The sequence below is a fragment of the Ruegeria sp. AL7 genome (assembly GCF_056536105.1).
The window spans coordinates 515,282-537,446 of the sequence record NZ_JBQFJF010000001.1; the positions used below are offsets into that span (position 1 = coordinate 515,282).

At 57.6% G+C, this 22,165-nt stretch carries 26 protein-coding genes and 1 tRNA gene; 11 read left to right on the plus strand and 16 right to left on the minus strand.

All coding sequences use genetic code 11. The features are described from left to right. Positions 1 to 80 precede the first annotated feature (80 nt). Positions 81 to 551 (plus strand): transcriptional regulator NrdR, encoded by a 471-nt coding sequence (gene nrdR, locus ACR3E2_RS02580; RefSeq protein WP_267367325.1) that lies wholly within the window; start codon positions 81 to 83, stop codon positions 549 to 551. After that, on the plus strand, positions 548 to 1,648 hold the full coding sequence (gene ribD / locus ACR3E2_RS02585; protein ID WP_480481573.1) for a bifunctional diaminohydroxyphosphoribosylaminopyrimidine deaminase/5-amino-6-(5-phosphoribosylamino)uracil reductase RibD: 1,101 nt from the start codon (positions 548 to 550) through the stop codon (positions 1,646 to 1,648). Before nrdR ends, ribD begins: the two co-directional genes overlap by 4 nt. Before the next feature lie 2 nt (positions 1,649 to 1,650). Here the strand turns inward: ribD and ACR3E2_RS02590 are convergent, their stop codons facing one another. The 3 genes from ACR3E2_RS02590 to ACR3E2_RS02600 form a co-directional block, all read right to left on the minus strand. Next, positions 1,651 to 3,651 (minus strand): capsular polysaccharide biosynthesis protein, encoded by a 2,001-nt coding sequence (locus ACR3E2_RS02590; protein WP_480481571.1) that lies wholly within the window; start codon positions 3,649 to 3,651, stop codon positions 1,651 to 1,653. A gap of 3 nt (positions 3,652 to 3,654) precedes the next feature. Next, positions 3,655 to 4,788 carry a polysaccharide biosynthesis/export family protein gene (locus tag ACR3E2_RS02595; RefSeq protein ID WP_348540319.1) on the minus strand — a complete coding sequence of 378 codons (1,134 nt, stop codon included), beginning with the start codon at positions 4,786 to 4,788 and terminating at the stop codon, positions 3,655 to 3,657. Between the two features lie 80 nt (positions 4,789 to 4,868). Then, entirely contained in the window at positions 4,869 to 6,167 is a 1,299-nt protein-coding gene (locus tag ACR3E2_RS02600; RefSeq protein WP_480481569.1) for a capsule biosynthesis protein, read from the minus strand. A gap of 141 nt (positions 6,168 to 6,308) precedes the next feature. Between ACR3E2_RS02600 and ACR3E2_RS02605 the strand changes: the two genes are divergently transcribed. From ACR3E2_RS02605 to ACR3E2_RS02630, 6 genes are all read left to right on the plus strand, one after another. Continuing rightward, positions 6,309 to 6,896 (plus strand): riboflavin synthase, encoded by a 588-nt coding sequence (locus ACR3E2_RS02605; RefSeq protein ID WP_480481567.1) that lies wholly within the window; start codon positions 6,309 to 6,311, stop codon positions 6,894 to 6,896. A 104-nt stretch (positions 6,897 to 7,000) separates the two neighbouring features. Beyond that, complete coding sequence (ribB, locus tag ACR3E2_RS02610) at positions 7,001 to 8,122, plus strand: 3,4-dihydroxy-2-butanone-4-phosphate synthase (protein WP_267365297.1); 1,122 nt, start codon at positions 7,001 to 7,003, stop codon at positions 8,120 to 8,122. 2 nt (positions 8,123 to 8,124) lie between these two features. Next, positions 8,125 to 8,676, plus strand: coding sequence for a 6,7-dimethyl-8-ribityllumazine synthase (locus ACR3E2_RS02615; RefSeq protein WP_209504307.1), 552 nt, complete (start codon positions 8,125 to 8,127; stop codon positions 8,674 to 8,676). Then, the gene (nusB, locus tag ACR3E2_RS02620) at positions 8,673 to 9,155 is read left to right on the plus strand and encodes a transcription antitermination factor NusB (RefSeq protein ID WP_480481565.1); all 483 of its coding nucleotides are present in this window, start codon (positions 8,673 to 8,675) and stop codon (positions 9,153 to 9,155) included. The genes ACR3E2_RS02615 and nusB overlap by 4 nt, the downstream gene beginning before the upstream one ends. Positions 9,156 to 9,214: 59 nt before the next feature. Further along, positions 9,215 to 9,520, plus strand: a complete 306-nt coding sequence (locus tag ACR3E2_RS02625; protein ID WP_480481563.1) for a hypothetical protein — start codon at positions 9,215 to 9,217, stop codon at positions 9,518 to 9,520. A 265-nt stretch (positions 9,521 to 9,785) separates the two neighbouring features. Beyond that, the gene (locus ACR3E2_RS02630) at positions 9,786 to 10,952 is read left to right on the plus strand and encodes an adenylate/guanylate cyclase domain-containing protein (protein ID WP_480492680.1); all 1,167 of its coding nucleotides are present in this window, start codon (positions 9,786 to 9,788) and stop codon (positions 10,950 to 10,952) included. A 387-nt stretch (positions 10,953 to 11,339) separates the two neighbouring features. Here the strand turns inward: ACR3E2_RS02630 and ACR3E2_RS02635 are convergent, their stop codons facing one another. Continuing rightward, positions 11,340 to 11,765 carry an SRPBCC family protein gene (locus tag ACR3E2_RS02635; RefSeq protein ID WP_267365293.1) on the minus strand — a complete coding sequence of 142 codons (426 nt, stop codon included), beginning with the start codon at positions 11,763 to 11,765 and terminating at the stop codon, positions 11,340 to 11,342. Further along, positions 11,762 to 12,082 carry an ArsR/SmtB family transcription factor gene (locus ACR3E2_RS02640; RefSeq protein WP_480476940.1) on the minus strand — a complete coding sequence of 107 codons (321 nt, stop codon included), beginning with the start codon at positions 12,080 to 12,082 and terminating at the stop codon, positions 11,762 to 11,764. The genes ACR3E2_RS02635 and ACR3E2_RS02640 overlap by 4 nt, the downstream gene beginning before the upstream one ends. A 114-nt stretch (positions 12,083 to 12,196) precedes the next feature. Here ACR3E2_RS02640 and ACR3E2_RS02645 point away from each other — a divergent pair, with 114 nt between their 5' ends. Continuing rightward, the gene (locus ACR3E2_RS02645; protein WP_480481559.1) at positions 12,197 to 12,628 is read left to right on the plus strand and encodes an MmcB family DNA repair protein; all 432 of its coding nucleotides are present in this window, start codon (positions 12,197 to 12,199) and stop codon (positions 12,626 to 12,628) included. Between the two features lie 4 nt (positions 12,629 to 12,632). On the opposite strand, the gene ACR3E2_RS02650 is transcribed toward ACR3E2_RS02645, so the two are convergent. Next, positions 12,633 to 12,821, minus strand: a complete 189-nt coding sequence (locus ACR3E2_RS02650; RefSeq protein ID WP_117869403.1) for a DUF6324 family protein — start codon at positions 12,819 to 12,821, stop codon at positions 12,633 to 12,635. Between the two features lie 77 nt (positions 12,822 to 12,898). Here ACR3E2_RS02650 and ACR3E2_RS02655 point away from each other — a divergent pair, with 77 nt between their 5' ends. Next, on the plus strand, positions 12,899 to 13,381 hold the full coding sequence (locus ACR3E2_RS02655; protein ID WP_480481557.1) for an N-acetyltransferase family protein: 483 nt from the start codon (positions 12,899 to 12,901) through the stop codon (positions 13,379 to 13,381). A 48-nt stretch (positions 13,382 to 13,429) separates the two neighbouring features. Next, positions 13,430 to 13,506, plus strand: a tRNA-His gene (locus ACR3E2_RS02660). A 92-nt stretch (positions 13,507 to 13,598) separates the two neighbouring features. On the opposite strand, the gene ACR3E2_RS02665 is transcribed toward ACR3E2_RS02660, so the two are convergent. From ACR3E2_RS02665 to ACR3E2_RS02710, 10 genes are all read right to left on the minus strand, one after another. Beyond that, on the minus strand, positions 13,599 to 14,405 hold the full coding sequence (locus ACR3E2_RS02665; protein ID WP_209595834.1) for an ABC transporter permease: 807 nt from the start codon (positions 14,403 to 14,405) through the stop codon (positions 13,599 to 13,601). A 91-nt stretch (positions 14,406 to 14,496) separates the two neighbouring features. Then, the gene (locus ACR3E2_RS02670) at positions 14,497 to 15,384 is read right to left on the minus strand and encodes an ABC transporter permease (protein WP_480481688.1); all 888 of its coding nucleotides are present in this window, start codon (positions 15,382 to 15,384) and stop codon (positions 14,497 to 14,499) included. Positions 15,385 to 15,463: 79 nt separating this feature from the next. Then, the gene (locus tag ACR3E2_RS02675) at positions 15,464 to 16,213 is read right to left on the minus strand and encodes a transporter substrate-binding domain-containing protein (RefSeq protein ID WP_480481555.1); all 750 of its coding nucleotides are present in this window, start codon (positions 16,211 to 16,213) and stop codon (positions 15,464 to 15,466) included. Between the two features lie 34 nt (positions 16,214 to 16,247). Continuing rightward, a complete protein-coding gene (locus tag ACR3E2_RS02680; RefSeq protein ID WP_267365283.1) occupies positions 16,248 to 17,024 on the minus strand; it encodes an ABC transporter ATP-binding protein in 777 nt (258 codons plus the stop codon). A 128-nt stretch (positions 17,025 to 17,152) separates the two neighbouring features. Beyond that, entirely contained in the window at positions 17,153 to 17,902 is a 750-nt protein-coding gene (locus ACR3E2_RS02685; protein ID WP_480481552.1) for a phosphate/phosphite/phosphonate ABC transporter substrate-binding protein, read from the minus strand. Next, positions 17,899 to 18,336 carry a tellurite resistance TerB family protein gene (locus tag ACR3E2_RS02690; protein WP_209504296.1) on the minus strand — a complete coding sequence of 146 codons (438 nt, stop codon included), beginning with the start codon at positions 18,334 to 18,336 and terminating at the stop codon, positions 17,899 to 17,901. Before ACR3E2_RS02690 ends, ACR3E2_RS02685 begins: the two co-directional genes overlap by 4 nt. Before the next feature lie 20 nt (positions 18,337 to 18,356). Continuing rightward, positions 18,357 to 18,806, minus strand: a complete 450-nt coding sequence (locus tag ACR3E2_RS02695) for a tellurite resistance TerB family protein (RefSeq protein WP_209504295.1) — start codon at positions 18,804 to 18,806, stop codon at positions 18,357 to 18,359. Between the two features lie 180 nt (positions 18,807 to 18,986). Next, entirely contained in the window at positions 18,987 to 19,757 is a 771-nt protein-coding gene (locus ACR3E2_RS02700) for an isocitrate lyase/PEP mutase family protein (protein ID WP_480481550.1), read from the minus strand. Positions 19,758 to 19,917: 160 nt separating this feature from the next. After that, complete coding sequence (locus ACR3E2_RS02705) at positions 19,918 to 20,400, minus strand: bacterioferritin (protein ID WP_480481548.1); 483 nt, start codon at positions 20,398 to 20,400, stop codon at positions 19,918 to 19,920. Between the two features lie 112 nt (positions 20,401 to 20,512). Continuing rightward, positions 20,513 to 22,156, minus strand: a complete 1,644-nt coding sequence (locus ACR3E2_RS02710; RefSeq protein WP_480481546.1) for a CTP synthase — start codon at positions 22,154 to 22,156, stop codon at positions 20,513 to 20,515. Positions 22,157 to 22,165: the final 9 nt, after the last annotated feature.

Sequence of the window (22,165 nt, forward strand, 5' to 3'; positions counted from 1 at the left end):
TAGTTGCTGCCCTATAGTTGTGGATAAGTAAGTCGCAGCGCTTACAAAAAGAGGCGGAACAAGGGACGAGGAGACGGCGGATGCGCTGCCCGTTTTGCGGAAATATCGATACTCAGGTAAAAGATTCACGTCCGGCAGAGGACCACGTGGCAATCCGCCGACGCCGGTTCTGCCCGGCCTGTGGCGGGCGGTTCACGACCTATGAGCGTGTGCAGCTGCGTGATTTGGTTGTCATAAAGACCAATGGTAAGCGCGAGGATTTCGACCGCGATAAACTGGAACGTTCGATCCGCATCTCGATGCAGAAACGGCCAGTTGATCCCGAGCGGATCGATCAGATGATTTCGGGTATCGTGCGTCGGCTGGAAAGCATGGGCGACACGGATATCCCGTCCCACAAGATCGGTGAGATCGTTATGGAAGCTCTGGCGCGGATCGATACCGTCGCGTATGTTCGCTTTGCGAGTGTGTACAAGAATTTCCAGGCGGCCGATGATTTTGAGGAGTTTGTCCACGAACTGCGCCCGCCGCAGCCACCGACGGACGAGTGAGCGAAAAAGATAAGCGTTTCATGGCGCTGGCCCTGTCACTGGGGCGGCGCGGTCAGGGGATGTGCTGGCCAAACCCTGCGGTGGGGTGTGTTATCGTGCGCAAAGGCCGGATTGTCGGGCGCGGTTGGACCCAGCCGGGCGGCCGCCCCCATGCCGAAACCGAGGCTTTGGCGCAAGCCGGGCAGGCCGCACATGGCGCGACCGCCTATGTGACTTTGGAACCCTGCGCCCATCACGGCAAGACACCCCCCTGTGCCGAGGCTTTGATTGCTGCGGGTGTCGCCCGTGTCGTGGCCGCCGTGGAAGACAGTGATCCGCGCGTCGCAGGGCAGGGCTTTGCCAAGCTGCGCGAGGCCGGAATTAAGGTCGTAACCGGTGTCCTCGCAGAGCAGGCGGAACGTGATCTGGAAGGCTTCTTCCTGAAAACCGAGCAGGGCCGACCTTTCGTGACCCTCAAGCTGGCCAGCAGTTTTGATGGGCGGATCGCAACCTCGACCGGACACAGCCAATGGATTACCGGGCCACAGGCGCGTCGTGTTGTCCATGCCATGCGTGCGCGTCACGATGCGGTGATGGTCGGAGCGGGTACAGCGCGGGCCGACGATCCGTCACTGACGGTTCGGGATCTTGGCGTTGAACATCAACCGGTGCGCGTTGTCGTTTCGCGCCATATGGACATATCCCTGATGGGACATTTGGCCCGCACGGCATCAAAGACACCTGTCTGGCTCTGCCATGCGCATCACCCGGATTCCGAGCGCGCGAAAGCCTGGGAAGGATTGGGCGCAAGGCTGATCCCCTGCGCGTTGAAAGATCATCAGATTGACGCGGTCGATCTGCTCCATCAGTTGGGGCAAGCCGGTCTGACTAGCGTCTTCTGCGAAGGGGGGGCGGCGCTGGCGGCGTCACTGCTGGCCGAGGATCTGGTGGATGAACTGGTCGGATTTACTGCCGGATTGACCATCGGTGCCGAGGGGCTGGCGGCAGTTGGAACATTGGGGTTAACGACGCTGGACGCTGCGCCAAGATTCGAGCTGACGGAAACCAATAGGGTGGATGGGGATATCCTGCACCGTTGGCGCAGGGCGTCTGACTAGGTTTAGCGCCACAAGTGCGCATGTGTCGCAAACACGCCCTGAAGTTTTGACAGAACACGATTGAAGGGACCGGTCGGGGCACAAGTGCCCTGCGCCAGACGTTCAACGGCAACCTCGACGGGGCAGGGTTGCCCCGTGACCGGGTCGAAATAGCGAGGGTAATCAATCAGGGTGGCATGGACGAGGCCCATCAACGTCGGTCGCGCACCACGCCGGGCAGGAACAGCCCCCAGATCCGTGGTCAGCCCCCAACCCGCATAAAAGGGCGCGCCCAGAGTTGTAACCTTCACGCCGCGCAGCAAAGCCTCGAACCCCAGAAGCGATGTCATGGTCCATACTTCCTGCACGTGCGGCAACAATGATGCGGGGTCTGTTTGGGTTAAAACAATGTCGGCAATTGCCTCGGCATCGATCCTGCCTTCGCGCAGACCCGCTTCGACATCGGGGTGGGGTTTGTAAATCAGGATCGCGTCGGGATTGGCATCGCGCACAGTTTTCAGCAGGTCCAGATTGTTGCGGACCGCGCTGGTACCCAACAGGATCGAGGCGTCGTCCTCGACCTGTCCGGGCACAAGAATACGATGGCCTTCGGGCAGGGGGCTGGTCGGATTGCCGGTATTGTATTTGCTCAGGCCGGCGGCCAAAAGGTTTTCGACAAGACGTTCCGCGCGCAGGTCCTGATCCGGCCTCAACGTTTCACGCAAAGTGATCAGCTCTTCCAACTGGCTGGGTTTTGTCGGGTCGTAATAAATTCCGATTTCGTCCGTCACCAGCGACAATGGCGGGACCAGTGCCGCCCCAAGCCCGCGTGAACGCAGGAACCCGTCTTCGACCCGAACCGCCCGTTCGGTGTTCCTTGCCTGGCTGGCCCAGACCATGTGGGGGCGGTCCGGTGTGCCGGGTTGAGATGCCGTAAAGCGCAGCTTTCCATGTTGCCCGAAAAACTGTTGCAGATGCCTGCGTTTCCACAAGCGCATCCCGGATGCCGTCCAGCCGTTCTTGTCCTGTCGCCAGGCGCGGGTCTTTGCCTCTAACGTGTCCAGTACCGTTTCCAGCTCGCACAGCTGATCGCGATAGGGGTCATACCAAGTCGGGTACAGCAGCATGGCGGCCGCGAACAATTGCGCCCGTGTCAGGCTGCGCTGGCGGCGCGGAACGGGTCTGTCATCCTGCGTCAGGCCCCATCCGGCATAGAAAGGTTGGCCGAACACACGCGGTTTGTGGCCTGCCAGAATTGCCTCGAACCCCAGTTGCGAGGACACGGTGTAGACAGCAACAGCCCCTTCAAGCAACGGCCATGGGCTGATCGGGTCGCTGAACTGCGTTATCCGGTCTGACAGGTCCTGATCGGTAAAATGCCCCTGACGGTGACCCGCCAGTGTTTCAGGATGCGTCTTGATCAGGATACGTGCGCCGGGGTTTTCCTCCTGCGCCAAGACAAGCATTTCAAGAAACCGGGCGCGGTCCGCTCTGCTTGCTGTTACCGACGCATCGCCGACCGTCTGATCAATCACCAGAACATAGCCCGGATCGGGTGGTTCAAGATCGAGATCGAAGGCGGAATACTTGCTGAGGTTAAGCTCTCTGATCCGCGTGATCGCGGCGCGGGCCCGGTTCAGCAGGGCCGTGTCATCCAGAGGGTGCGTGGCCAGCATTGTTTCAAGTTCAGACGGCGTGGCGGTATCGAAATGCAGGCCGGAACGATCCAGCAACAACCCCAAAGGGGGCTCGCCATTCCGGCCCGGGTGCAGAGATCTGAGAAAGGCGTCCTCGACCCGCAGAATCGGGGCAGCGTGTTTTTCAGCAATCTTAAGACCGCGATGTGCTGTCGGGCTGTTGCCCCAGACGCCTACGCAATCGCCTTCTTTCGGAATTCCCAGACGAATGTCGTAACCCGAAAGCGCCAGTATTCGTCTCAGACGTTTCTGGGTCAGAAAGCCGCCGTTATAGACGAACAGCCGATTTTGCCCGCTCCCGGCTGACGTGTCGGGATCGGGCCGCATGCATCAATTGCCGGTTAGCGTGGCAACGTTTGCAACGGGCGTCAGACCGCCAGCGATAAGTGAGATCGACTTGCTCCACTGCGCATAGGGCGCTTCGGTCACGTAGATTGTATCATCATCCCGGATCACGAAATCGCGTGCAATGAACAGGCCGTTGGGGGCTGTCAGGTTCAGCAGGTAGATCATGCGCTGATCCCCTTTGAGGTCGGCGCGTCCGGTGATACTGCGGGCGACATCCTGACGTTCCTTGCGCAGAATGAATATTCCCGTTGGATCCGAGGAAAGCGTCAGCAGACCACCGACCTGCGCCAAGGCTTCCAGAGCCGACAGGTCCTGACTTTCAAATGCCACGCGCGACTGGCCCCCGGTTGCGCCAAGGGCGATATACGATCTGCTGTCCTCTTCCACCAGAATGCGGTCGCCACCGCGCAGGGCGACGTCCAGCTTGGGGTTGCGGAACAGGTCCTCGTACCAAACGGTACCCTTCTGATCGCCCCGGATCAGGGTCACCAGCGCGATGTCCGACGCGACCGAGACCCCGCCCGCCTGGGACAACATACCAAGCAGCGATCGGGTTGGCCGTTCAATCGGATAAATGCCCGGTGCGGCGACCGTGCCCGTCAGCGAGACGGTGGACCCGTCACCCGCGACGCGCCGCACTTCGACTTGTGGGTCCGGCGTTTGTTCCTGAAGCTTGTCTGTGATCAGAACGCGCAGCTGTTCCGGCGTGTTTCCCGCGGCCCGAATCCGGCCTGCATAGGGGACAAAGATAAATCCGTCACTATCGACCTGAACCTCGTTCAACGCGGTCGCAAGACCGGTTTCGCCTGACAGCAAGCCATCGTCGACGTTTTCCCAGATGGTCAGCCCCAGCACGTCACCAGGGCGGACGGTATCTGCGGTCAATGTCTGGGCACTGCTGAAGGAGGACGAAAAGCCATACTGAGGAATGGCGGACGTCGCGCGTGTGACATTGTCGTCAACTTCAACGACATATGCGTTGCCCCCGTTTTGAACTGAACCGGCCAGAATTTCGGATTTGTTCGGTCCGGATTTTGGCAACTGGCACGCAGCCAGCAGACCAATTGCAGCCACAAGGGACACACCCCGCATCCATCGCCTAGGAGAGACTTTCACCGCCCGATATCCTCAGTCTTTTGTAGTTGCGTGCAGACTAGCTGGTAAGTTGCTTAACTTCCAGTCACACACCACCCGTTTCATTCGACGACTTTCAACTGTGTCGTTCGCGCCTCGTTCGTATTCAGGACCGATTGGTAAGGATCGTTGGTGTCCAAAAGCATATCCACGGCGCGGCGCAGCAGCTGTCGGCGCCCTCGTCTTGAATAGAACCCGCCGGGTACCTGACTGGTTTCCAGAAGAAACTGCCGATAACAGCGATAGGCTTCGGCATCCGGGTGGCGGGGATCGGCGAAAAACGCTGCGATCGGCTGCTGTGAGACGAAATCGGGCTTGTCGTAAACCGAACGCCCGAAAATGCGCAATGGAATACCCCGCCACAGGACCTGCTGTCCAGCGGTGGAATTCACGGTGACGGCCGAACTTGCCTCATCCAGCAATCTGGCCAGCTTGCCGCCCGGCACATAATGAACCCGGTCGCTGATGCCATGTTTTCCGGCTATCTCGCGGGCCCGGCGTCGCAACGGTTCGCGATGGTTTTCCAACGGGTGTTCCTTTACCACCAGCCTGTGATGGGCGGGCGCGCCTTGTGCAAATCCTTCGATTACCAGCTCAAGAAATTCACACATACCCGAAAAGCTGGAATGAGCCTGCACCGAACTGTCATGCCCAAGCTGCAACAGTACCAGATGATAGGGGTATCCGCCCCACCTGACCCGCGTCGTCGCCAAACTTCGCTGAAGACGGTGAAAAGGCATCAAAAACAGCCGCTTGAGGTACAATCTGAATTCCTGCGAGACAGGCAATTCCCTGTGCGGTTGAAAGTTGCGGTAACGACTGTTCAGGGCCATCACGAACCAATGATAAAGGGCGCCATAGAAGATATGGTGCCGCATGTCTCCCCAATGCGACGGGGGCGGCGGTGCCTTTCGGTCGGACAGGGCCATGGCCTGACGCATTTGCTGAATATCCAGCGACATCAGCCTTGAGTTTCCATTTGACCCGTTCCGCTCATAAGTCACCCACCAGGGGCGCAGATACCCTTCCTCGAATACATGTACGGTAACTCCGCACGACCGCGCGATTTCGACTGCACGCGCATGGATGGGTCTGGTGTCGCCATATAGAACAATATCCGTAACGGCTTTTTCAGCGATCAAAGAGGACAGTGTTGCGGGCCAGTTTTCCGGTTTGTCCTGAAACGGGATGTAACTCGCCTTGTCGAACCAGAACGCCTGATCACCTGCATTGAACCCAACCCGCCAGACCCGGGCCCCCGTGGCGCGTAACATACGCCCCAAGGCCGGGAAAAAAGGTCCGTGCGGGCCCTGAAGGAACAGGAAGACCCGATCATGAGACCTTGAAGGCGGGTGCGGCATCCGAACTGCTCGTATTGTTGTTGTTGCCAAAACTATGCCCGTTTGGTGGGTGTACGGCAAGGCAGGGCTTGCCCGCGCGGCCCGTTGGCCTTACCTCGACGGTGAAAGTCAGGCACAGGTTAGGAACTGAGGGTTAACGGAATGTTTACAGGGATCGTCACCGACATGGGCACCGTCGCCGAGCTGGAGCAGCAGGGAGACCTGCGTGCGCGGATCAGGACCACCTATGACACTGCGGGCATCGATATCGGGGCCTCGATTGCCAGTGACGGTGTGTGCCTGACCGTGATCGCGTTGGGCGACGATTGGTATGACGTCCAGATCAGCGCGGAAACCGTTTCGAAAACCAATCTCGACACCTGGGCTGTCGGCAAGCGTGTCAATCTGGAACGCGCCCTGAAGGTTGGTGACGAACTGGGCGGTCACATCGTTTCGGGCCATGTGGATGGCGTAGCCGAGGTGATCGCGATCAAGGAAGACGGCGACAGCACCCGCGTCACCTTGCGCGCGCCAAAGGATCTTGCACGGTTCATCGCGCCCAAAGGGTCGGTGGCACTGAACGGCACATCCCTGACGGTCAATGACGTGACAGATTGCGATTTTGGCATCAACTTCATTCCACACACCAAAGAGGTCACCACTTGGGGTGACGTGCGGGTCGGTGACCGGGTCAATCTTGAGATCGATACGCTGGCCCGTTATGTGGCGCGTCTGGCCGAAATGTCCTGATACGATACGTCGCGTCGGAACAGACCTGCGCCGTTTGTGGACTGGTCTTTGTGCCCTTAGTGGTCTATTCCGCCGTTCAAACATGCCATGCGAAAGGCTGCCCAATGAGCTTTGAGACACCCGGCCCGGTCGAGGCCCGGCTGCGCGACGCGATCAGCCCGATCGAAGACATTATTGAAGAGGCGCGTGCGGGCCGGATGTATATCCTGGTCGACCACGAGGATCGCGAAAACGAGGGCGATCTGGTGATTGCTGCCGAGTTCGCCGATGCCGAGGCCATTAACTTTATGGCCACCCATGGTCGTGGCCTGATCTGTCTGCCTATGACGGCAGAACGGGTCGAAGCGCTTGGGCTGCCGATGATGGCGGTGAACAACTCGTCCCGGCACGAAACCGCATTCACCGTGTCCATCGAGGCGCGCGAAGGGGTCAGCACCGGGATCTCTGCCGCCGATCGTGCGCTGACCGTGGCGACTGCGATCAATGAGCAGAACACAATGGCCCATATCGCAACACCAGGCCACGTCTTCCCCTTGCGCGCCAAGCGGGGTGGGGTGCTGGTGCGTGCTGGTCATACCGAGGCTGCCGTTGATATCTCGCGTCTGGCCGGTCTAAACCCCTCGGGCGTGATCTGCGAGATCATGAAACCCGACGGCACCATGGCGCGTCTGCCTGATCTGGTTGAGTTTGCGCAAGAGCACAACATGAAGATCGGCACGATCAGTGACCTGATTGCCTACCGGTCGCGCAACGACAATCTGGTGGTTGAAACCTCGCGTCAGATGGTGACGTCAGAATATGGCGGCGAGTGGGAGATGCGGCTGTTCACCGATCAGACCCATGGCATCGAACATGTGGTCATGATCAAGGGCGACATCACCACACCCGAACCGGTGTTGACCCGCACCCATGCTCTGCACGAGGCCCCCGATATTCTGGGTCTTGGTCCGAAATCCTCGCGCGAACTGCCGCGCGCCATGGAAAAGATTGCTGAAGAAGGACGGGGCGTGGTCTGCCTGTTCCGTCAACCGCGCAACTCGCTATATGCGACGGGTGACGAGGGGCCGCGCACCATTAAACAAACCGGTCTGGGGGCCCAGATCCTGTCCAAGATGGGAATTCAGGAACTGGTTCTGCTGACCGACTCGCCAGAAACCGTATATCTGGGGCTTGACGCGTTTGGCCTGTCCATCGTCGGTACCCGTTCGATTTTGAAGGAAGACTGATCATGGCTGCTCAAGACGAACATGGCGTTCTGCCGACACCGACATTTGACAAGCCGGTCAAGCTGCTGATCGTGGCGGCGCCGTTTTATCGTGCGATTGCCGATAACCTGATCACGGGCGCGAAGGCCGAAATCGAAGCCGCGGGCGGAACCTGCGAAGTGGTCGAGGTGCCCGGCGCGCTGGAAATCCCGACCGCCATCGCAATGGCCGACCGTCAGTGCAACTTTGATGGCTACGTCGCGCTGGGCTGCGTCATTCGCGGCGAGACCACGCATTACGAAACCGTTTGCAATGACTCCAGCCGGGCCATCCAGTTGATGGGCCTACAGGGCCTGTGCATCGGCAATGGCATTCTGACTGTGGAAAACGACGCGCAGGCCGAAGTCCGCGCGAACCCGAAAAAGATGAATAAAGGGGGTGGGGCTGCTGCTGCGGCCTTGCATCTGATCGCGCTCAGCCGTAAGTGGGGCTCTTCCAAAAAGGGCGTTGGTTTCAAACCGCCGTCCGAGTCCATCCTCGTGGCGGGCGACAGCAACGGACCCTCGACAGCATGACCAAGACAGACGCGCCGAAACCGGCCAACCAGAAACGCCTGATGAAATCCGCCGCCCGGCTTTATGCCGTGCAGGCGCTGTTCCAGATGGAACAGTCCGGGCAAACGACCGAAGCTGTCGTGAATGAGTTTCTGGATCACCGTTTTGGCGCTGTCTATGAGGGTGAGGAAATGTTGGACGGTGATATCAGCGTCTTCCGCTCGTTGGTCGATAATGCGGTGAACTATCAGGCGGCCATCGACCAGATGACGGACCGTGCGCTGGTCGCCAAATGGCCGATCGCTCGGATTGACCCGACCTTGCGGGCGCTGTTCCGTGCGGCTGGGGCAGAGCTGACCCAAAGCGACACGCCGCCAAAGGTTGTCATCACTGAATTTGTTGACGTTGCGCGTGCGTTTTTCCCGGAAGGCAAAGAGCCGAAATTCGTCAATGCTGTGCTGGATCATATGGCCCGCGAGGCACAGCCCGAGGCATTCTGACGCCTTTACGAGAACCAGATATGCGCTAACTTGAATGTCATAGCGCAAAGAGGTTCGCCATGCCCAAACTGATCCGCCTTTATATCACGCAAGTTGCCTGGGGCTTTGTCATTTCGGCTGTGTTTGTCGGCGTCCTGTTGGCGCTGAATGTCGCAAACCTGCGCCATCTGATAACCAGTTCGGAAATCGGTCTTATCGCTTTGGTGATGATCTGGTTCATGAACGGCATTGTCTTTGCCGGTGTCCAGTTCGCCTACAAGATCATGAGCATGGCAGAAAAGCCGCAAGGCCCGCGCCGGGGAACACCGGTTTTAGATGATTTGAAACCAGTTGCGATCAAGCAAGAGGCGAGTGTTTCACGCTAATTTTGATGCCAGGCTTTATCACACCAAGCCTCTTATGGGTTCTCTGGCATAACGTGAGATGGTTGCGCCGACATTGACTGTTGCAGCTTCAAAGCAGATGCAGCCGCTGTCACGTTTGTATGCGGTTGATTTCAGCCTATCGCGGATATTCAGAATGGCGTATCTGGGGCCTTGGTCTGAACATATTCCTTCAATATAGCGCTTTGAATAACCTGCTAATAGGAAGGGACTTTGATCATCTTGTCCATGCGACTAGTTTGACAACATGGCCTCCGTACCACAATTAACCGACTGGATGATTACCGAAGGACGCCGCTCAGGCGACCCCGTGAAAGTAGTTTCTCATTTCTGCTCGTCATTAGTTGACGAAGGCGTTCCACTCTGGCGAGTCAATATTGGTCAGCGGTTCGCCAATCCGTTACTTATTGCATGGGGGATAGTCTGGACCCCTGACCGGACCGACAGCTACGACGTAACTCATGAAACGATGTCGACAGACGGGTATGTTGGCAGCTCATTTGAGTACATTCTGGAGCACAGAAAGCCACTTCATAAAAGTCTGCGACAACTTGATCCAAGGACCGAGCATTCATCGTATCTTGAATTCGCTGAGTCGGGTGGCACAGACTACTATGCCACCCTTATGTATTATGGTGATGGATCTCTGCACGGCTGTACATTTGTTACACAGGACCCAGACGGTTTTTCACCGCAACATCTGGAATTGATTGAGGAAGCTCTGCCTGCTCTATCGTCCGCCTTGGAACCCGTCACAATGCGCAAGTCAGCCAAGGGGCTGCTACGAACATATCTTGGTGATGGGCCCTCTGATGCGGTTTGGAATGGGCGGATCAAGCGGGGCGAACGAACGACAGTTGATGCAGTTGTCATGTTTTCTGATTTGCGAGGTTTCACGGCTCTTTCGGAAGCCGCTCCCGAGGTGGATGTTTTTGACGCGCTGAGCGGTTACTTTGATCTGGTTGTGCAATCCGTAGAAGAGAACGGCGGCGATGTTCTCAAGTTTATGGGTGACGGTATTCTCTCGATCTTCACCATCGCAACTCAGGTTGACCACGCCGACCGATGCCGAAAGGCTGCGCAAGCCGCACAAAGTGTATTGGCCGGTTTGACGACGCTCAACAGTCGCCGCGTTGAGGCTAATAAGTCGTCTTTGGATGTAGGAATCGGGATCAATGTTGGGCAAGTCAGCTATGGCAATATCGGCAGTCCGGGAAGGCTTGATTTCACGGTTCTCGGGGGCGCAGTGAACGTTGCCAGTCGCATAGAAGGTCTAACCAAGTCTATCGGTCACAGAGTGCTGGTAACATCAGCGATTGCTGGGACCTCACCTGATCTGTTTTTGCCTTGTGGGGTTCACGAAGTTCGTGGCCTTGCTAATCCAATCGAATTGTTTTCTCTCATCGAAGGATAGCCTTGAACCAGTTTGCATGAATATTCTTGGGGCCAGGGAATGGGTGCTATGTTTCAACAGGAAGGCTGGTACACTAAGTCAGCATTGCTTTTGGAAGAATTGGGCTATCAGAGCGGATTAATTTGATCTGCATGGCATCCAGGCGTGTAAAGACCGACGTTGGTGGTGCTCTGAGCCAATTCAGCAATGTGGCGGGACCACCAAACAACCGTGTGGTTTGATTCCCGAGGACCTGTATATACAGGTGGGCGCCAGGTAATCAGGCCAGGACCTGAACAGAGCCAGCCCCCTCGGAATTGCTTAAGGCCACCAGAATGCTACCTGTCACAAGAAGGGCAGAACCCGCCACGCGCTTAAGTAGGGCGTCTGACGGGTTCGCACAAGGGGTCAGGCATCAACAGTTTCGTGCAATGCCGTGCGCATCTTGCCAAAGTGCTCGTCCCAACCCTTGTCCAGCGCCAGGATCAGGCCAAAGGCATCGGCCCCCTGCGGCAGGCCTTCATGCCGCAGGTCAAGGCGCGTCCCGCCTGCCACGGGTTCCAGGGTCCACTTGACGACGCTCACCGCGTCGCCCATCGGTTTTACGGTGAACGTGTATTCCAGATATTTTGGAGGGTTGGCAACGCGAACCTCACCCCAGATCAACAGGTCGCCGCTTGTTGTGCCAAACATCTCCAGCTTTTGACCCGCGGTCAGAGGATGTTTCGGTTTGTGGAACCATTCCGCCAGGCGATCCGGGTCTGTAAGATAAGCCCAAACCGTTTCCGGCTCGGCCCTCAGAAAGATCGATTTCTTCAGAACTGCATCGGTCATTTCGATTTCCTTTCAACAGCTTCCTTGAGAGAGTTGAGGCGATCGTCCCAGAACTGGTCAAAATATCTGAGCCAGTCCAGAACGGGGGCCATGCCTTGTGGTTCAAGTCGGTTAATGCGTTCGCGGCCACGGGTTTCAACGGTGATCAAGCCGCCGTCGGATAGCACGGTCAGATGCTTTTTGACCGCGGCCCGGGTCATGTCGAACCGGTCTGTCAACTGCCCGATGGTCATGTCCTGAGACGAGAGCAATTGTACAATGTCCCTACGTGTGGGATCGGCCAGCGCACGGAACGCGTTTTGAGTTCGGTTATCCATAAGCAACCCCAGAACAGATACCATTTGGTATCATATTAATGCGATACCAAATGGTACCATGTCAAGCGCGATGCAGTACTTTACTTTTGTTCACCAATTGTTCACATTTGGGGTATGTTGTTAGATTTGCAGCCCGGACAGAAGCTCGCGCGTGGCGTCGCACGCCACCTTGCCGCGCATGGTTTTGTTTCTGTTGAAGAATTCGTTCCGGCACGTGGTCTGCGTGTCGATGTGATGGGGCTGGGTCCCAAAGGTGAGCTTTGGGTGATCGAATGCAAATCCAGCCGTGCCGATTATCAATCGGATGCCAAATGGCAGGGCTATCTGGAATGGTGTGACCGATTCTTCTGGGCCGTGGATACCGAGTTTCCGACCGATCTGTTACCTGACGAAACAGGATTGATTATTGCTGACGCCTATGATGCCGAGATCGTGCGCATGGCGCCCGAGGACAAGCTTGCCCCGGCGCGGCGCAAGAAGATGATCCAGAAATTTGCAACAGATGCAGCACGCCGTCTGCATGCGCTGCGCGATCCGCGCTTGTAAAACCTCAGCCTTTGACGGCGAGGGCGGCCTGTATCGCGGCGCGGATCTCGTCGGCGATTTCTTCGGCTTCCTCGGGGTCGAAATCCATCGGAATCTCGATGCCGTCGGCTTCGATGAACAAGCGTACCATCCCCTGATCGGTCGGGCCGATTTGCAGGTTGGCCTGAATATCGCGTTCGGTATTGATGCCCATCTGTGCCTCCGAGACTGAGCGTTCGTGCTAGCGCGCACGGGGTTGAGAATCAAGTCACCTTTGCGGTCAGATAAGACATGGAAGAAGTGATTCTCAGAACGTTTCGCCCCGATGATGCCGCGTGGCTGGTTGAACAGCACGGGTTGCTCTATGCGCACGACGAAGGATTTGATGACAGCTTTGCCCCGTTGGTTGCGCGCATCCTTGAGGAGTTCATTGCCGACAATGACCCGTCCTTTGAAAAAGGCTGGATTGCTGAACGGGCTGGGCAAAGACTGGGTAGCATTTTCTGCGTGCGTGTTGACCAGAAAACCGCCAAACTGCGCCTCTTCCTGCTTGTCCCCGAGGCGCGCGGACTTGGGTTGGGGAAACGGCTGTTACAGGCCTGTACAGACTTCGCACGCGAGGCTGGATATCGGGAAATGGTTTTGTGGACCCATGAAAGCCATACGGCTGCCTGCGCGCTTTACAGGGCGTTTGGCTGGGAACTGATCGACAGCAAACCGGTGCATTCCTTTGGCGTCGATCTTGTCGAACAAAGCTGGAGAATTCGGCTTTAATCCTCTTGCATTCCCCCGGCGCGTTCGGTACATCGCCCCTCACAAAGTGCCGCCTTAGCTCAGTTGGTTAGAGCGCTGGATTGTGGATCCAGAGGTCCCCTGTTCAAGCCAGGGAGGCGGTACCATTCCCCCCAAATCGACTGTCCGTGCTCGCATCACCAAGCGTATTACAAGCGTAGTGTAGGCTTGAACGCCGGAATTTGCGGCGCGCCGTCTTTTAGCGCGCCAGGTTCAGTTTGAACCGCATTTTTGCCCGTTTGGCGGTGGGCAGGTGGCGGTTCAGGCGTTTGTTGATCAGGCCAAATCCCCCGACAATCACCAATGTCAGCAGGATGAAATAGAACGCCAGAATTGGATAGGGGATGAAGGGGTTGAACGTTTTGTCCGCGAAATAGCTGGCGTAATAGAGCGCGTCGCCACGTTGTTGCCAGGCCGGAAAGGCCGAGAAGAAGACTAGCGTGGTGGCATGGAACAGAAAGATCGCTTCGTTCGTATAGGCCGGCCAGGCCAGACGCAGCATGGTGGGCCAGACGATCCGCCGAAACCGCGACCAGCCGGACATGCCATAGGCATCTGCCGCTTCGATATCTCCCTTGGGGATCGAGCGCAGGGCACCGTAAAAAATCTCACCCGAATAGGCTGCGGTGTTCAGGAACAGCACGATCAGCGCCCCCAGCCAGGCCGAGGTGAAGGCGTCGAACATCGGATATGTTTTCTTCAGCGACAGGAAGAAGAAATAAGCAAAGAAGAACTGGATAAAGAGAGGCGAGCCCCGGAACAGAAAGATGAACCATTCGGCAGGTTTGCGCAGCCATTTGTTGGTCGAGGCTTTGCCGACGGCCAGCGCGGTGGCCAGAAAGAACCCGGTCGCCAGCGCCATGACGCCGAAATAGATGTTCCAGATCATGCCCGAGCCGATCAGGGTGAACTGTTCGCACAGGGTGAAATCGGTCTTGGGCAGCAGGCGTTCGCCAAAGCCAAGCGACCGCAGGCCGTAATCCTGAATGGTCTGGATGCAGCTCATGATCGGGCTCCTTGGAAAGGAGATTGCGGGCGCGAGAGAGATTGCTGTGCAATCGCGTGCGGCACCCGGTTGCGGTCTGGAACGCGGATCATCATGCCGTGGTCTCCTTGCGCAGAAGCTCTCCGCCGGAAGTGGCCTGTCCGTGGGACAATCGCCGCATCAGTTTTTCAAGCCCAAGTTCCGAGAAACGGGTCATGCCAAGGTAGAAGATCAGCAGGAACAGGAAATACCACATGCGCCAGTCGCCATGCGGGTATTGCGTGAATTTCGAGGTTTTGGTGCCGCCCAGTTCGCGCGCCCAATACACGATATCTTCGACGCCCAGCAGGAAGAGCAGGGGTGTCGCCTTGATCAGCACCATCCAAAGATTGGACAGGCCGGGCAGCGCGTAAACCCACATCTGAGGTACGAGGATTTTCCAGAAGGTCTGGCGGCGATTCATGCCATAAGCTTCGGCCGTTTCCAGTTGCGCATGTGGTACGGCGCGCATTCCGCCGAACAGGACATTGGCCGCAAAGGCGCCAAAAACGATAGAGAAGGTGATGACCGCAAGGAAAAACCCATAGGTTTCATGCACCCATTCAGGCGCGGTTCCGAGCGGCAGCTTGGCGGCCTGACAAACGAGGAAGTCATTGCCCTGGCGGATTGGGTCGGTCCAGTCCGGGCACAATATCTTATGCCGCGTCCACTCAAACGCCTGATCCAACGCTATGACGAAGAACAGGAAAAACGCAATGTCGGGCACGCCGCGCACAATCGCGATATACCCTTTGCCCAGCCAGCTGAGCGGGGGGAAATGCGAGCGCGCCGCCATGGCACCTGCAAACCCGAAGCCAAGAGCGACGGGCGCGGTCACAGCCAGCAAGGCCAAAACCTTGATGAAAGACAGGTAGAACGACCAGTGGACGCCATTGGTCAGGTAGCATGAAAACCAGCGGAACGTGCCCAGCGTGTCAGGATCAGCGCAGTACGAGAACATATGGCGTCTTTCCAACGTCTGTTCCGGCTAGGCCGGAAGCGGCCCGGCGCCAAAGCACCGGACCGGGATTGGTCAGGTCTTAGTTGGTGACGACCGAACCGTCAGAACCGTATGTGGCGGTGCCTTCACCGAACCACTTGATCAGCATCTCGTTCAGCGTGCCGTCAGCTTTCATCGAAGTGATGGCTTCGTCGAACTTGCCGCGCAGTTCACCGTCGCTTTCACGCAGGCCCATGCCGACGCCGCCGCCCAGCGGAACCGGATCGCCGATAAAGACCAGCTCACCGCCCGATTCCTCGACCAACGGCACCAGATAGTCGCGGTCGGCCAGAACGGCATCGGCTTCGCCGTTACGGACGGCTGCAATGGTTTCTTCCGGGGTCGCGAATTCAACCAGGGTTGCACCGGATTCGGCAACGTGGCCTGCCTGGATCGTGGCGGTTTGCGCAGCAACGACACCACCGGTTACGTCTGCCGAGTCAGAGGTCGCGACATAGGCCGACGCGGTCGGCGGGTAATAGTCTTGGGTAAAGTCGATGACCTCATCACGTTCGGCAGTGATCGACATACCGGCGATGATGGTGTCGTAGTTGCCCGAGACCAGGTTCGGAATGATCGAATCCCAGTCGTTCTTGACCCATTCACACTCCAGGTTAGCGCGTTTGCACAGCTCGTCGCCGACTTCACGCTCGAACCCGTCGATTTCACCTGCATCGTTGATGAAGTTGTACGGAGGGTAGGCGCCCTCGGTGCCCATGCGGACCGTGTCGGCCATCGCGATACCAGCAGTCAGCGCCAGGGCTGCAGTGGACAGAATCAGGTTTTTCATTGGTTACTCCCCAGTTTTGGTTCTGTTCTTGAAGTTAAGCCGCTTGAGTAGCGGAGAGAAAGCCCCGAAGCCGTTCGGATTCGGGTGACGTAAAGATATCTTCGGGCAAACCTTCTTCCTCGATCAGGCCCTGATGAAGAAATACCACGTGGCTCGAGATATCTGCCGCCATTTTCATGTCATGGGTCACGATGATCATGGTGCGCCCTTCTGCGGCCAGATCCTTGATCACCTTGATCACTTCCTGTTCCAGTTCGGGATCCAGCGCCGAGGTCGGTTCGTCGAACAACAGCGCCTGCGGTTCCATGCACAGCCCCCGCGCGATCGCGGCACGCTGTTGCTGACCGCCGGACAATTGCGCCGGATAGGCGTCGCATTTGTCGCCAATCCCAACTTTCTCAAGGTATTTGCGCGCGCTGTCTTCCACTTCGGCCTTGTCGCGGCCCAGAACGGTCACGGGGGCTTCCATCACATTTTGCAGGATGGTCATATGCGCCCACAGATTGAACTGCTGAAACACCATCGACAGGTTGGTGCGGATGCGCAGAACCTGCTTGGGGTCCGCGGGGCGACGCCCATGGCTATCGCCCGACCATTTGACAGGCTCGCCTTTGAACAGGATTTCACCCTGCTGGCTGTCTTCCAGCAGATTGCAGCAGCGCAGCAAAGTTGATTTTCCTGACCCCGATGACCCGATCAGCGAGACCACGTCGCCGCCATGTGCTGTGATATCCACCCCCTTCAACACTTCCAGATTGCCGAAGCTTTTGTGAAGGTTTTTGATTTCGATGACGGGAGCGATTTCTGTCACGGGCAGTCCAGTAGTTTGTGGTGTTGGTGCGGTAATAGGGCCGAAAAATTTGCTCAATGCAATGCGCAATTCGTAAATTCAGGGTCGGAAACAGCCAAAATGACCAAATGCACCGGACAATTTGGTCATCAGATTATCCGCTGTGCGCATGGCGGTGGCGGGGTCGGTACGGACAGGTACTCCTCCGCCGGGATGTCGATCAGCCCCTGAATATGCAGCGTTTTGCGGTCGTGTTCGGCAAGGCCGACTATTGCGGTTCGAACTGCGTCTGCGACCAGATCCGCGTTTTGGTCGGGTCCAGTAATATAGGGCAGGGTTGGTGTAGGAGAGGTTTTTGCCAATTCGCGCAGGCTTTTGCCCAGATCGGTATGTTCCTGCAACATCATCCAGGTCAATGCATCCAGCGCGGCGAAATCTGCCTTCCCGTCCGAGACCGCCTGCGCTGACAGCGCGTGACCGCCTGTTTCCAACAACGACGCAGGATTCAGGTTCTCTCGGGATAGATGCGTGATCGGTGCTGCCCAGCCGGATTGAGACAGCGCTTCGTTATACGCGAAGATACCGTCAGTCATGCCCGCCAGCGTGCGGTTGTCGTCGCGCCGCGCCACAAAGACCGAGCAATAATGCCCGGCAGGACAACCGGGCAGGCCGTAATCCGGGGTGCCCACCAGTTGAACCCGACCATGCAAGCGTGTGCGATAGGGCATTCCACAGGTCTGCGCCAGCACCAGTTCGGGATCAAGCCAGACCTGCCAAACATCGGTGTCTCGGGTCAGCTGTTCTGGCCCGCATCCCAAATGCGCACGAATCAACCCCCAGAACCGATCATTGGCGGCCTGAACCTCGGGCATGTCATACATGCCAAGCATGGCGATCAAGATTTAGCGGCCTTTTGCCGGGCCAAAGCCGAATCCACGTCGCTGACCCCTAGTAAGCTGACAACCAGACGCAGCAGCGAGTCCTCCTCACCCGTACGGTGGCCATCAGCCAGCGCCACCGACCACAGCGCCTGAACCACCGCCAGCCGGTTTTCATAAGCGACAGCTTCTTTGATGGCACGGGTAAAACGGACCGTGTCGGGGGCCTCGGCCTCAAGATCTTCGGCACGGGCGCGCAAAGCCGCGCTTTCGAACGGGGACAAACCGTATCGTTCAGCCGAGATGCGGTCGATGCGCGCCATCTCAGAATCAGAATAATCGTTGTCAGATCGTGCCAGACGCACCAGCAGGGCCGTCAGGGCCAGGCGGGCATCATCTTCGACAAGCGGGTCGGGCTTGGGCTGTGTGAGCCTGGAAAGAAAGTCGCTGAACATGGGTAAGATATAGCGGGCGCTTAACTCACATCCAAGCGGCTTTGGACGCGCTCGCGCGCTGCCTGACTGTCATTATAGCTCAGGCCCATGGCAATGCGGGCTTCTTCGACGATCTTTATCTCGCCCTCGTCCGAACTGCCATCTGCCAGAACGATTTCCCACAACGCGTCAAGGGCTGCCAGCCGCTCTTTTAGGTCCGTGGTTTCCCGGATCAGTTTGCCGAACGTATCAGTTTCCGGTGCCGCAGCATGGAGCTTTTCGCAGGTGGCCCGAACCTTGGCCGCCTCAATCGCGTTATGCTGGTAAAGACGAGCCAGTATCTTGTCGATCAGACTGATCTCTTCCAGCTTATAATCGCGATCTGCCTGCGCGACGCGCACCATCAGAGCACCCAGAGCAAGTTCTGCATCCGGGTCCGGCAATTGTTCATGATGAGGCGGTCTGAGCGCCTTAAAGAACCTTTTCAACATAACAAACACCTAGACGACAGGTCGTGATCGGCCAAGCACGAAATGCCGGTCTTGCTATAGTATTGCGTGTGTCCCGCGCTGAACCAGAGCTGCGCGGCACCGGGTACACACCGGCCAACAATCAATCATTGCCCAATATCCATGAGTTTCAATTTGTCCTTAAGAAACAAAGGCCTGCGTTTACCAGGTCAGCGCCTCTTTGGTTGCGTTCTGCAACCAGGCCAGCATCTGCCGATAGGGGACCGGGCCGTAGCTGATCCGCGCGACCCCGAGCTTTGCCAGTGTGGCCGTATCCGGCGTGCCGGGCAGAGCGATGATATTGACCGGCAACGTGGTGGATTCGCAAAGCCGGGCGATCAGGGCTTCGTTCTTTAGCCCGGGGGCAAAGAATCCGCTGGCGCCTGCGTCAGCATAGGCATTGGCACGGGCAATGGCCTCATCCAGCATCGTGTCGTCATGGGTGTCCGCTGCGGCCTTCAGGAAGATATCTGTGCGCGCATTGACATAGCCGGGAATGCTTGCGCGCGCGCAAGCGTCGCACATCGCTTCAACGCGTTTGGCCTGAGTGGCGATATCGTAGAGACCGTCACCACCGATGATCTGGTCTTCAAAGTTGAACCCGACAACACCGCAGTCAAGTGCGCGCCGAACGTTTTGCGCGATCCCTTGCGGGTCTTCGGCATAAGCCCCCTCGAAATCCAGTGTTACCGGCAAATCAATCGCCGCAACGATGCGGCGTACATTGTCCAACGCGGCCTCAAGTGGAATGTTCTGCCCGTCGCCATAGCCCTGCGCCATGGCAACAGGGGCACTGCCGGTCGCGATGGCCTGGGCACCAGCGTCCCGAACGGCGCCAGCGCTGCCAGCGTCCCAGATATTGAACAGAATGACAGGATCGCCCTTCTTGTGAAGGCTGGTAAAGGTCACGGCTTTCTGGGACTGGCTGGTCATCGGAACTCTCCTGTTGTCACGTATCCTACAGCTAACGCTGAGAAAATGACCCGGCCAGAGTTTTTGCACCCAGCCAGGTCAATTTAAGGTGACGGCACAGGCACAGATTGCGTCAGCTTCGCAAAGCACCTGTGACATCCACCGGTTTGAAACCAAGGTCTCAGGCGTCGCCCGCAGCGCCAGAGACGAATTTCGCGCTAAACGCAGATTCGCCCAGACGTTGCAGAAGGCTCAGCTGTGTCTCCAGCCAGGCTTTATGACCTTCTTCTTCCATCAGGATGCGTTCGAACAGTGTACGCGAACCAACATCACCAACTTCGGCCGCCTGTTGCGCTGCATTGGTGTAGAAGTCGACGGCCTCACTCTCGTCTTTGAGATCAGAGGCGAACATCTCTTCCAGCGTGCCCGCTGCGGCTAGGCTTTTCTGAAACGCAAGCTCGGGGGTTCCACCCAGAAACAGGATACGTTCGATAAAGGCGTCAGAATGCACCAACTCTTCCTGCATCTCGCCCCGCATTTTCTCGGCCAGAATATCAAGGCCCCAGTCGTCCAGAACATGCGCGTGCAACTGGTATTGGTGCGCGGCAGTAAGCTCCATATGAAGCGCTTGCTGAAGGTTGGTGATCGTTGTTGCGTTGCTCATCGGAAATCTCCTGAAACCGTGAAATGCAAAAGCAGAAAACCTGCCTCTCCACACAGTTAAGAGGTCAGCCCCCACGAAACAACGTGGGGTGACAGTCCGACACAGTCAGAGATTAGACCAGCCGCGAGGTGTCTTTTGCGGCCCGCACAAATTCGCGAAACAGCGGATGCGGGTCAAACGGCTTGGACTTCAGTTCCGGGTGGTACTGAACGCCGATGAACCACGGGTGATCCGCCCATTCCACGATTTCGGGCAGACGACCGTCCGGGGACATGCCCGAAAACTTCAGGCCCGCTTTTTCAAGCTTGTCGCGATACTTGATGTCCACTTCATAGCGGTGGCGGTGCCGTTCCTCGATCTGCGTGCCGCCATAAACCTCGGCCACTTTGGATCCATCCGCCAATACTGCGTTGTAAGCCCCAAGGCGCATTGTGCCGCCCTTGTCGTCGCCGACCTTGCGCTCGACCTTGTGGTTGCCCTGTACCCACTCCTTGAGGTGATAGACCACCGGTTCAAACCGTTTCTTCCCGGCCTCATGGTCGAATTCCTCGGACCCGGCTTCGGCGATTCCCGCAGCGTTCCGCGCAGCCTCGATCACCGCCATCTGCATGCCGAGACAAATGCCCAGATAGGGAACCTTGTGCTCGCGCGCATATTGCGCCGCCTTGATCTTGCCTTCGGTGCCACGCTCGCCAAAACCACCGGGGACAAGAATGGCGTGGAAGCCTTCCAGATACGGGGCCGCGTCTTCGGTATCGAAAACCTCGGCATCCACCCACTCGATCTTGACCTTCACGCGGTTGGCCATACCGCCATGGGTCAGCGCCTCGGCAATCGACTTATAGGCGTCTTCAAGCTGCGTATATTTGCCAACAATGGCCACTTTCACTTCGCCTTCGGCGTTGTGGATGCGGTCGCTCACATCTTCCCATTTGGCCAGATCGGGCTTGGGGGCGGGGCTGATCTGGAACGCGTCCAGAACCGCCTGATCCAGCCCCTCGCGGTGATAGGCCAGCGGCGCGTCGTAAATGGTGGACAGGTCCTGTGCCGCGATCACGCTGTCTGGGCGCACGTTACAGAACAGGGCCAGCTTTTCCCGTTCCTTGGTCGGGATCGGCCCTTCGGACCGGCAGACCAGAATATCGGGGGCCAGACCGATCGAACGCAGTTCTTTAACCGAGTGCTGGGTCGGCTTGGTTTTCAACTCACCCGAGGCCTTGATGTAAGGCAGCAGCGTCAGGTGCATGAAAATGCACTGCCCGCGCGGTTTGTCCTGACTGAACTGACGGATGGCTTCAAAGAAGGGCAGGCCTTCGATATCGCCCACAGTGCCGCCAATCTCGCACAGCATGAAATCAACCTCATCCTCGCCAATGGCGATGAAATCCTTGATCTCGTTTGTGACGTGCGGGATCACCTGAATGGTCTTGCCAAGGTAATCGCCACGGCGTTCTTTCTCGAGCACGTTCGAATAGATCCGCCCGGAACTGACCGAGTCGGTCTTGCGCGCGGCGACTCCGGTGAACCGTTCGTAGTGGCCAAGGTCCAGATCGGTCTCGGCACCATCATCGGTGACAAACACTTCGCCATGCTCAAAGGGCGACATCGTACCGGGATCGACGTTCAGATAGGGGTCCAGCTTGCGCAGACGCACCGAATAACCGCGGGCTTGCAACAATGCGCCCAATGCTGCCGAAGCCAGCCCTTTGCCCAAGGACGAAACCACACCACCGGTGATGAAAATAAAACGTGCCATAGTTTTTCG

Coding starts and splice junctions, on each gene's coding strand:
- nusB (WP_480481565.1), top strand. CDS start 8,673: ATGACCAAGACAGACGCGCCGAAACCGGCCAACCAGAAACGCCTGATG.
- ACR3E2_RS02695 (WP_209504295.1), bottom strand. CDS start 18,806: ATGTTGAAAAGGTTCTTTAAGGCGCTCAGACCGCCTCATCATGAACAA.
- ACR3E2_RS02690 (WP_209504296.1), bottom strand. CDS start 18,336: ATGTTCAGCGACTTTCTTTCCAGGCTCACACAGCCCAAGCCCGACCCG.
- ACR3E2_RS02640 (WP_480476940.1), bottom strand. CDS start 12,082: ATGGATAACCGAACTCAAAACGCGTTCCGTGCGCTGGCCGATCCCACA.
- ACR3E2_RS02665 (WP_209595834.1), bottom strand. CDS start 14,405: ATGAGCTGCATCCAGACCATTCAGGATTACGGCCTGCGGTCGCTTGGC.
- ACR3E2_RS02655 (WP_480481557.1), top strand. CDS start 12,899: ATGGAAGAAGTGATTCTCAGAACGTTTCGCCCCGATGATGCCGCGTGG.
- ribB (WP_267365297.1), top strand. CDS start 7,001: ATGAGCTTTGAGACACCCGGCCCGGTCGAGGCCCGGCTGCGCGACGCG.
- ACR3E2_RS02650 (WP_117869403.1), bottom strand. CDS start 12,821: ATGGGCATCAATACCGAACGCGATATTCAGGCCAACCTGCAAATCGGC.
- ACR3E2_RS02615 (WP_209504307.1), top strand. CDS start 8,125: ATGGCTGCTCAAGACGAACATGGCGTTCTGCCGACACCGACATTTGAC.
- ACR3E2_RS02605 (WP_480481567.1), top strand. CDS start 6,309: ATGTTTACAGGGATCGTCACCGACATGGGCACCGTCGCCGAGCTGGAG.
- ACR3E2_RS02675 (WP_480481555.1), bottom strand. CDS start 16,213: ATGAAAAACCTGATTCTGTCCACTGCAGCCCTGGCGCTGACTGCTGGT.
- ACR3E2_RS02600 (WP_480481569.1), bottom strand. CDS start 6,167: ATGCCGCACCCGCCTTCAAGGTCTCATGATCGGGTCTTCCTGTTCCTT.
- ACR3E2_RS02590 (WP_480481571.1), bottom strand. CDS start 3,651: ATGCGGCCCGATCCCGACACGTCAGCCGGGAGCGGGCAAAATCGGCTG.
- ACR3E2_RS02630 (WP_480492680.1), top strand. CDS start 9,786: ATGGCCTCCGTACCACAATTAACCGACTGGATGATTACCGAAGGACGC.
- ACR3E2_RS02645 (WP_480481559.1), top strand. CDS start 12,197: ATGTTGTTAGATTTGCAGCCCGGACAGAAGCTCGCGCGTGGCGTCGCA.
- nrdR (WP_267367325.1), top strand. CDS start 81: ATGCGCTGCCCGTTTTGCGGAAATATCGATACTCAGGTAAAAGATTCA.
- ACR3E2_RS02635 (WP_267365293.1), bottom strand. CDS start 11,765: ATGACCGATGCAGTTCTGAAGAAATCGATCTTTCTGAGGGCCGAGCCG.
- ACR3E2_RS02710 (WP_480481546.1), bottom strand. CDS start 22,156: ATGGCACGTTTTATTTTCATCACCGGTGGTGTGGTTTCGTCCTTGGGC.
- ACR3E2_RS02625 (WP_480481563.1), top strand. CDS start 9,215: ATGCCCAAACTGATCCGCCTTTATATCACGCAAGTTGCCTGGGGCTTT.
- ACR3E2_RS02670 (WP_480481688.1), bottom strand. CDS start 15,384: ATGTTCTCGTACTGCGCTGATCCTGACACGCTGGGCACGTTCCGCTGG.
- ACR3E2_RS02700 (WP_480481550.1), bottom strand. CDS start 19,757: ATGACCAGCCAGTCCCAGAAAGCCGTGACCTTTACCAGCCTTCACAAG.
- ACR3E2_RS02705 (WP_480481548.1), bottom strand. CDS start 20,400: ATGAGCAACGCAACAACGATCACCAACCTTCAGCAAGCGCTTCATATG.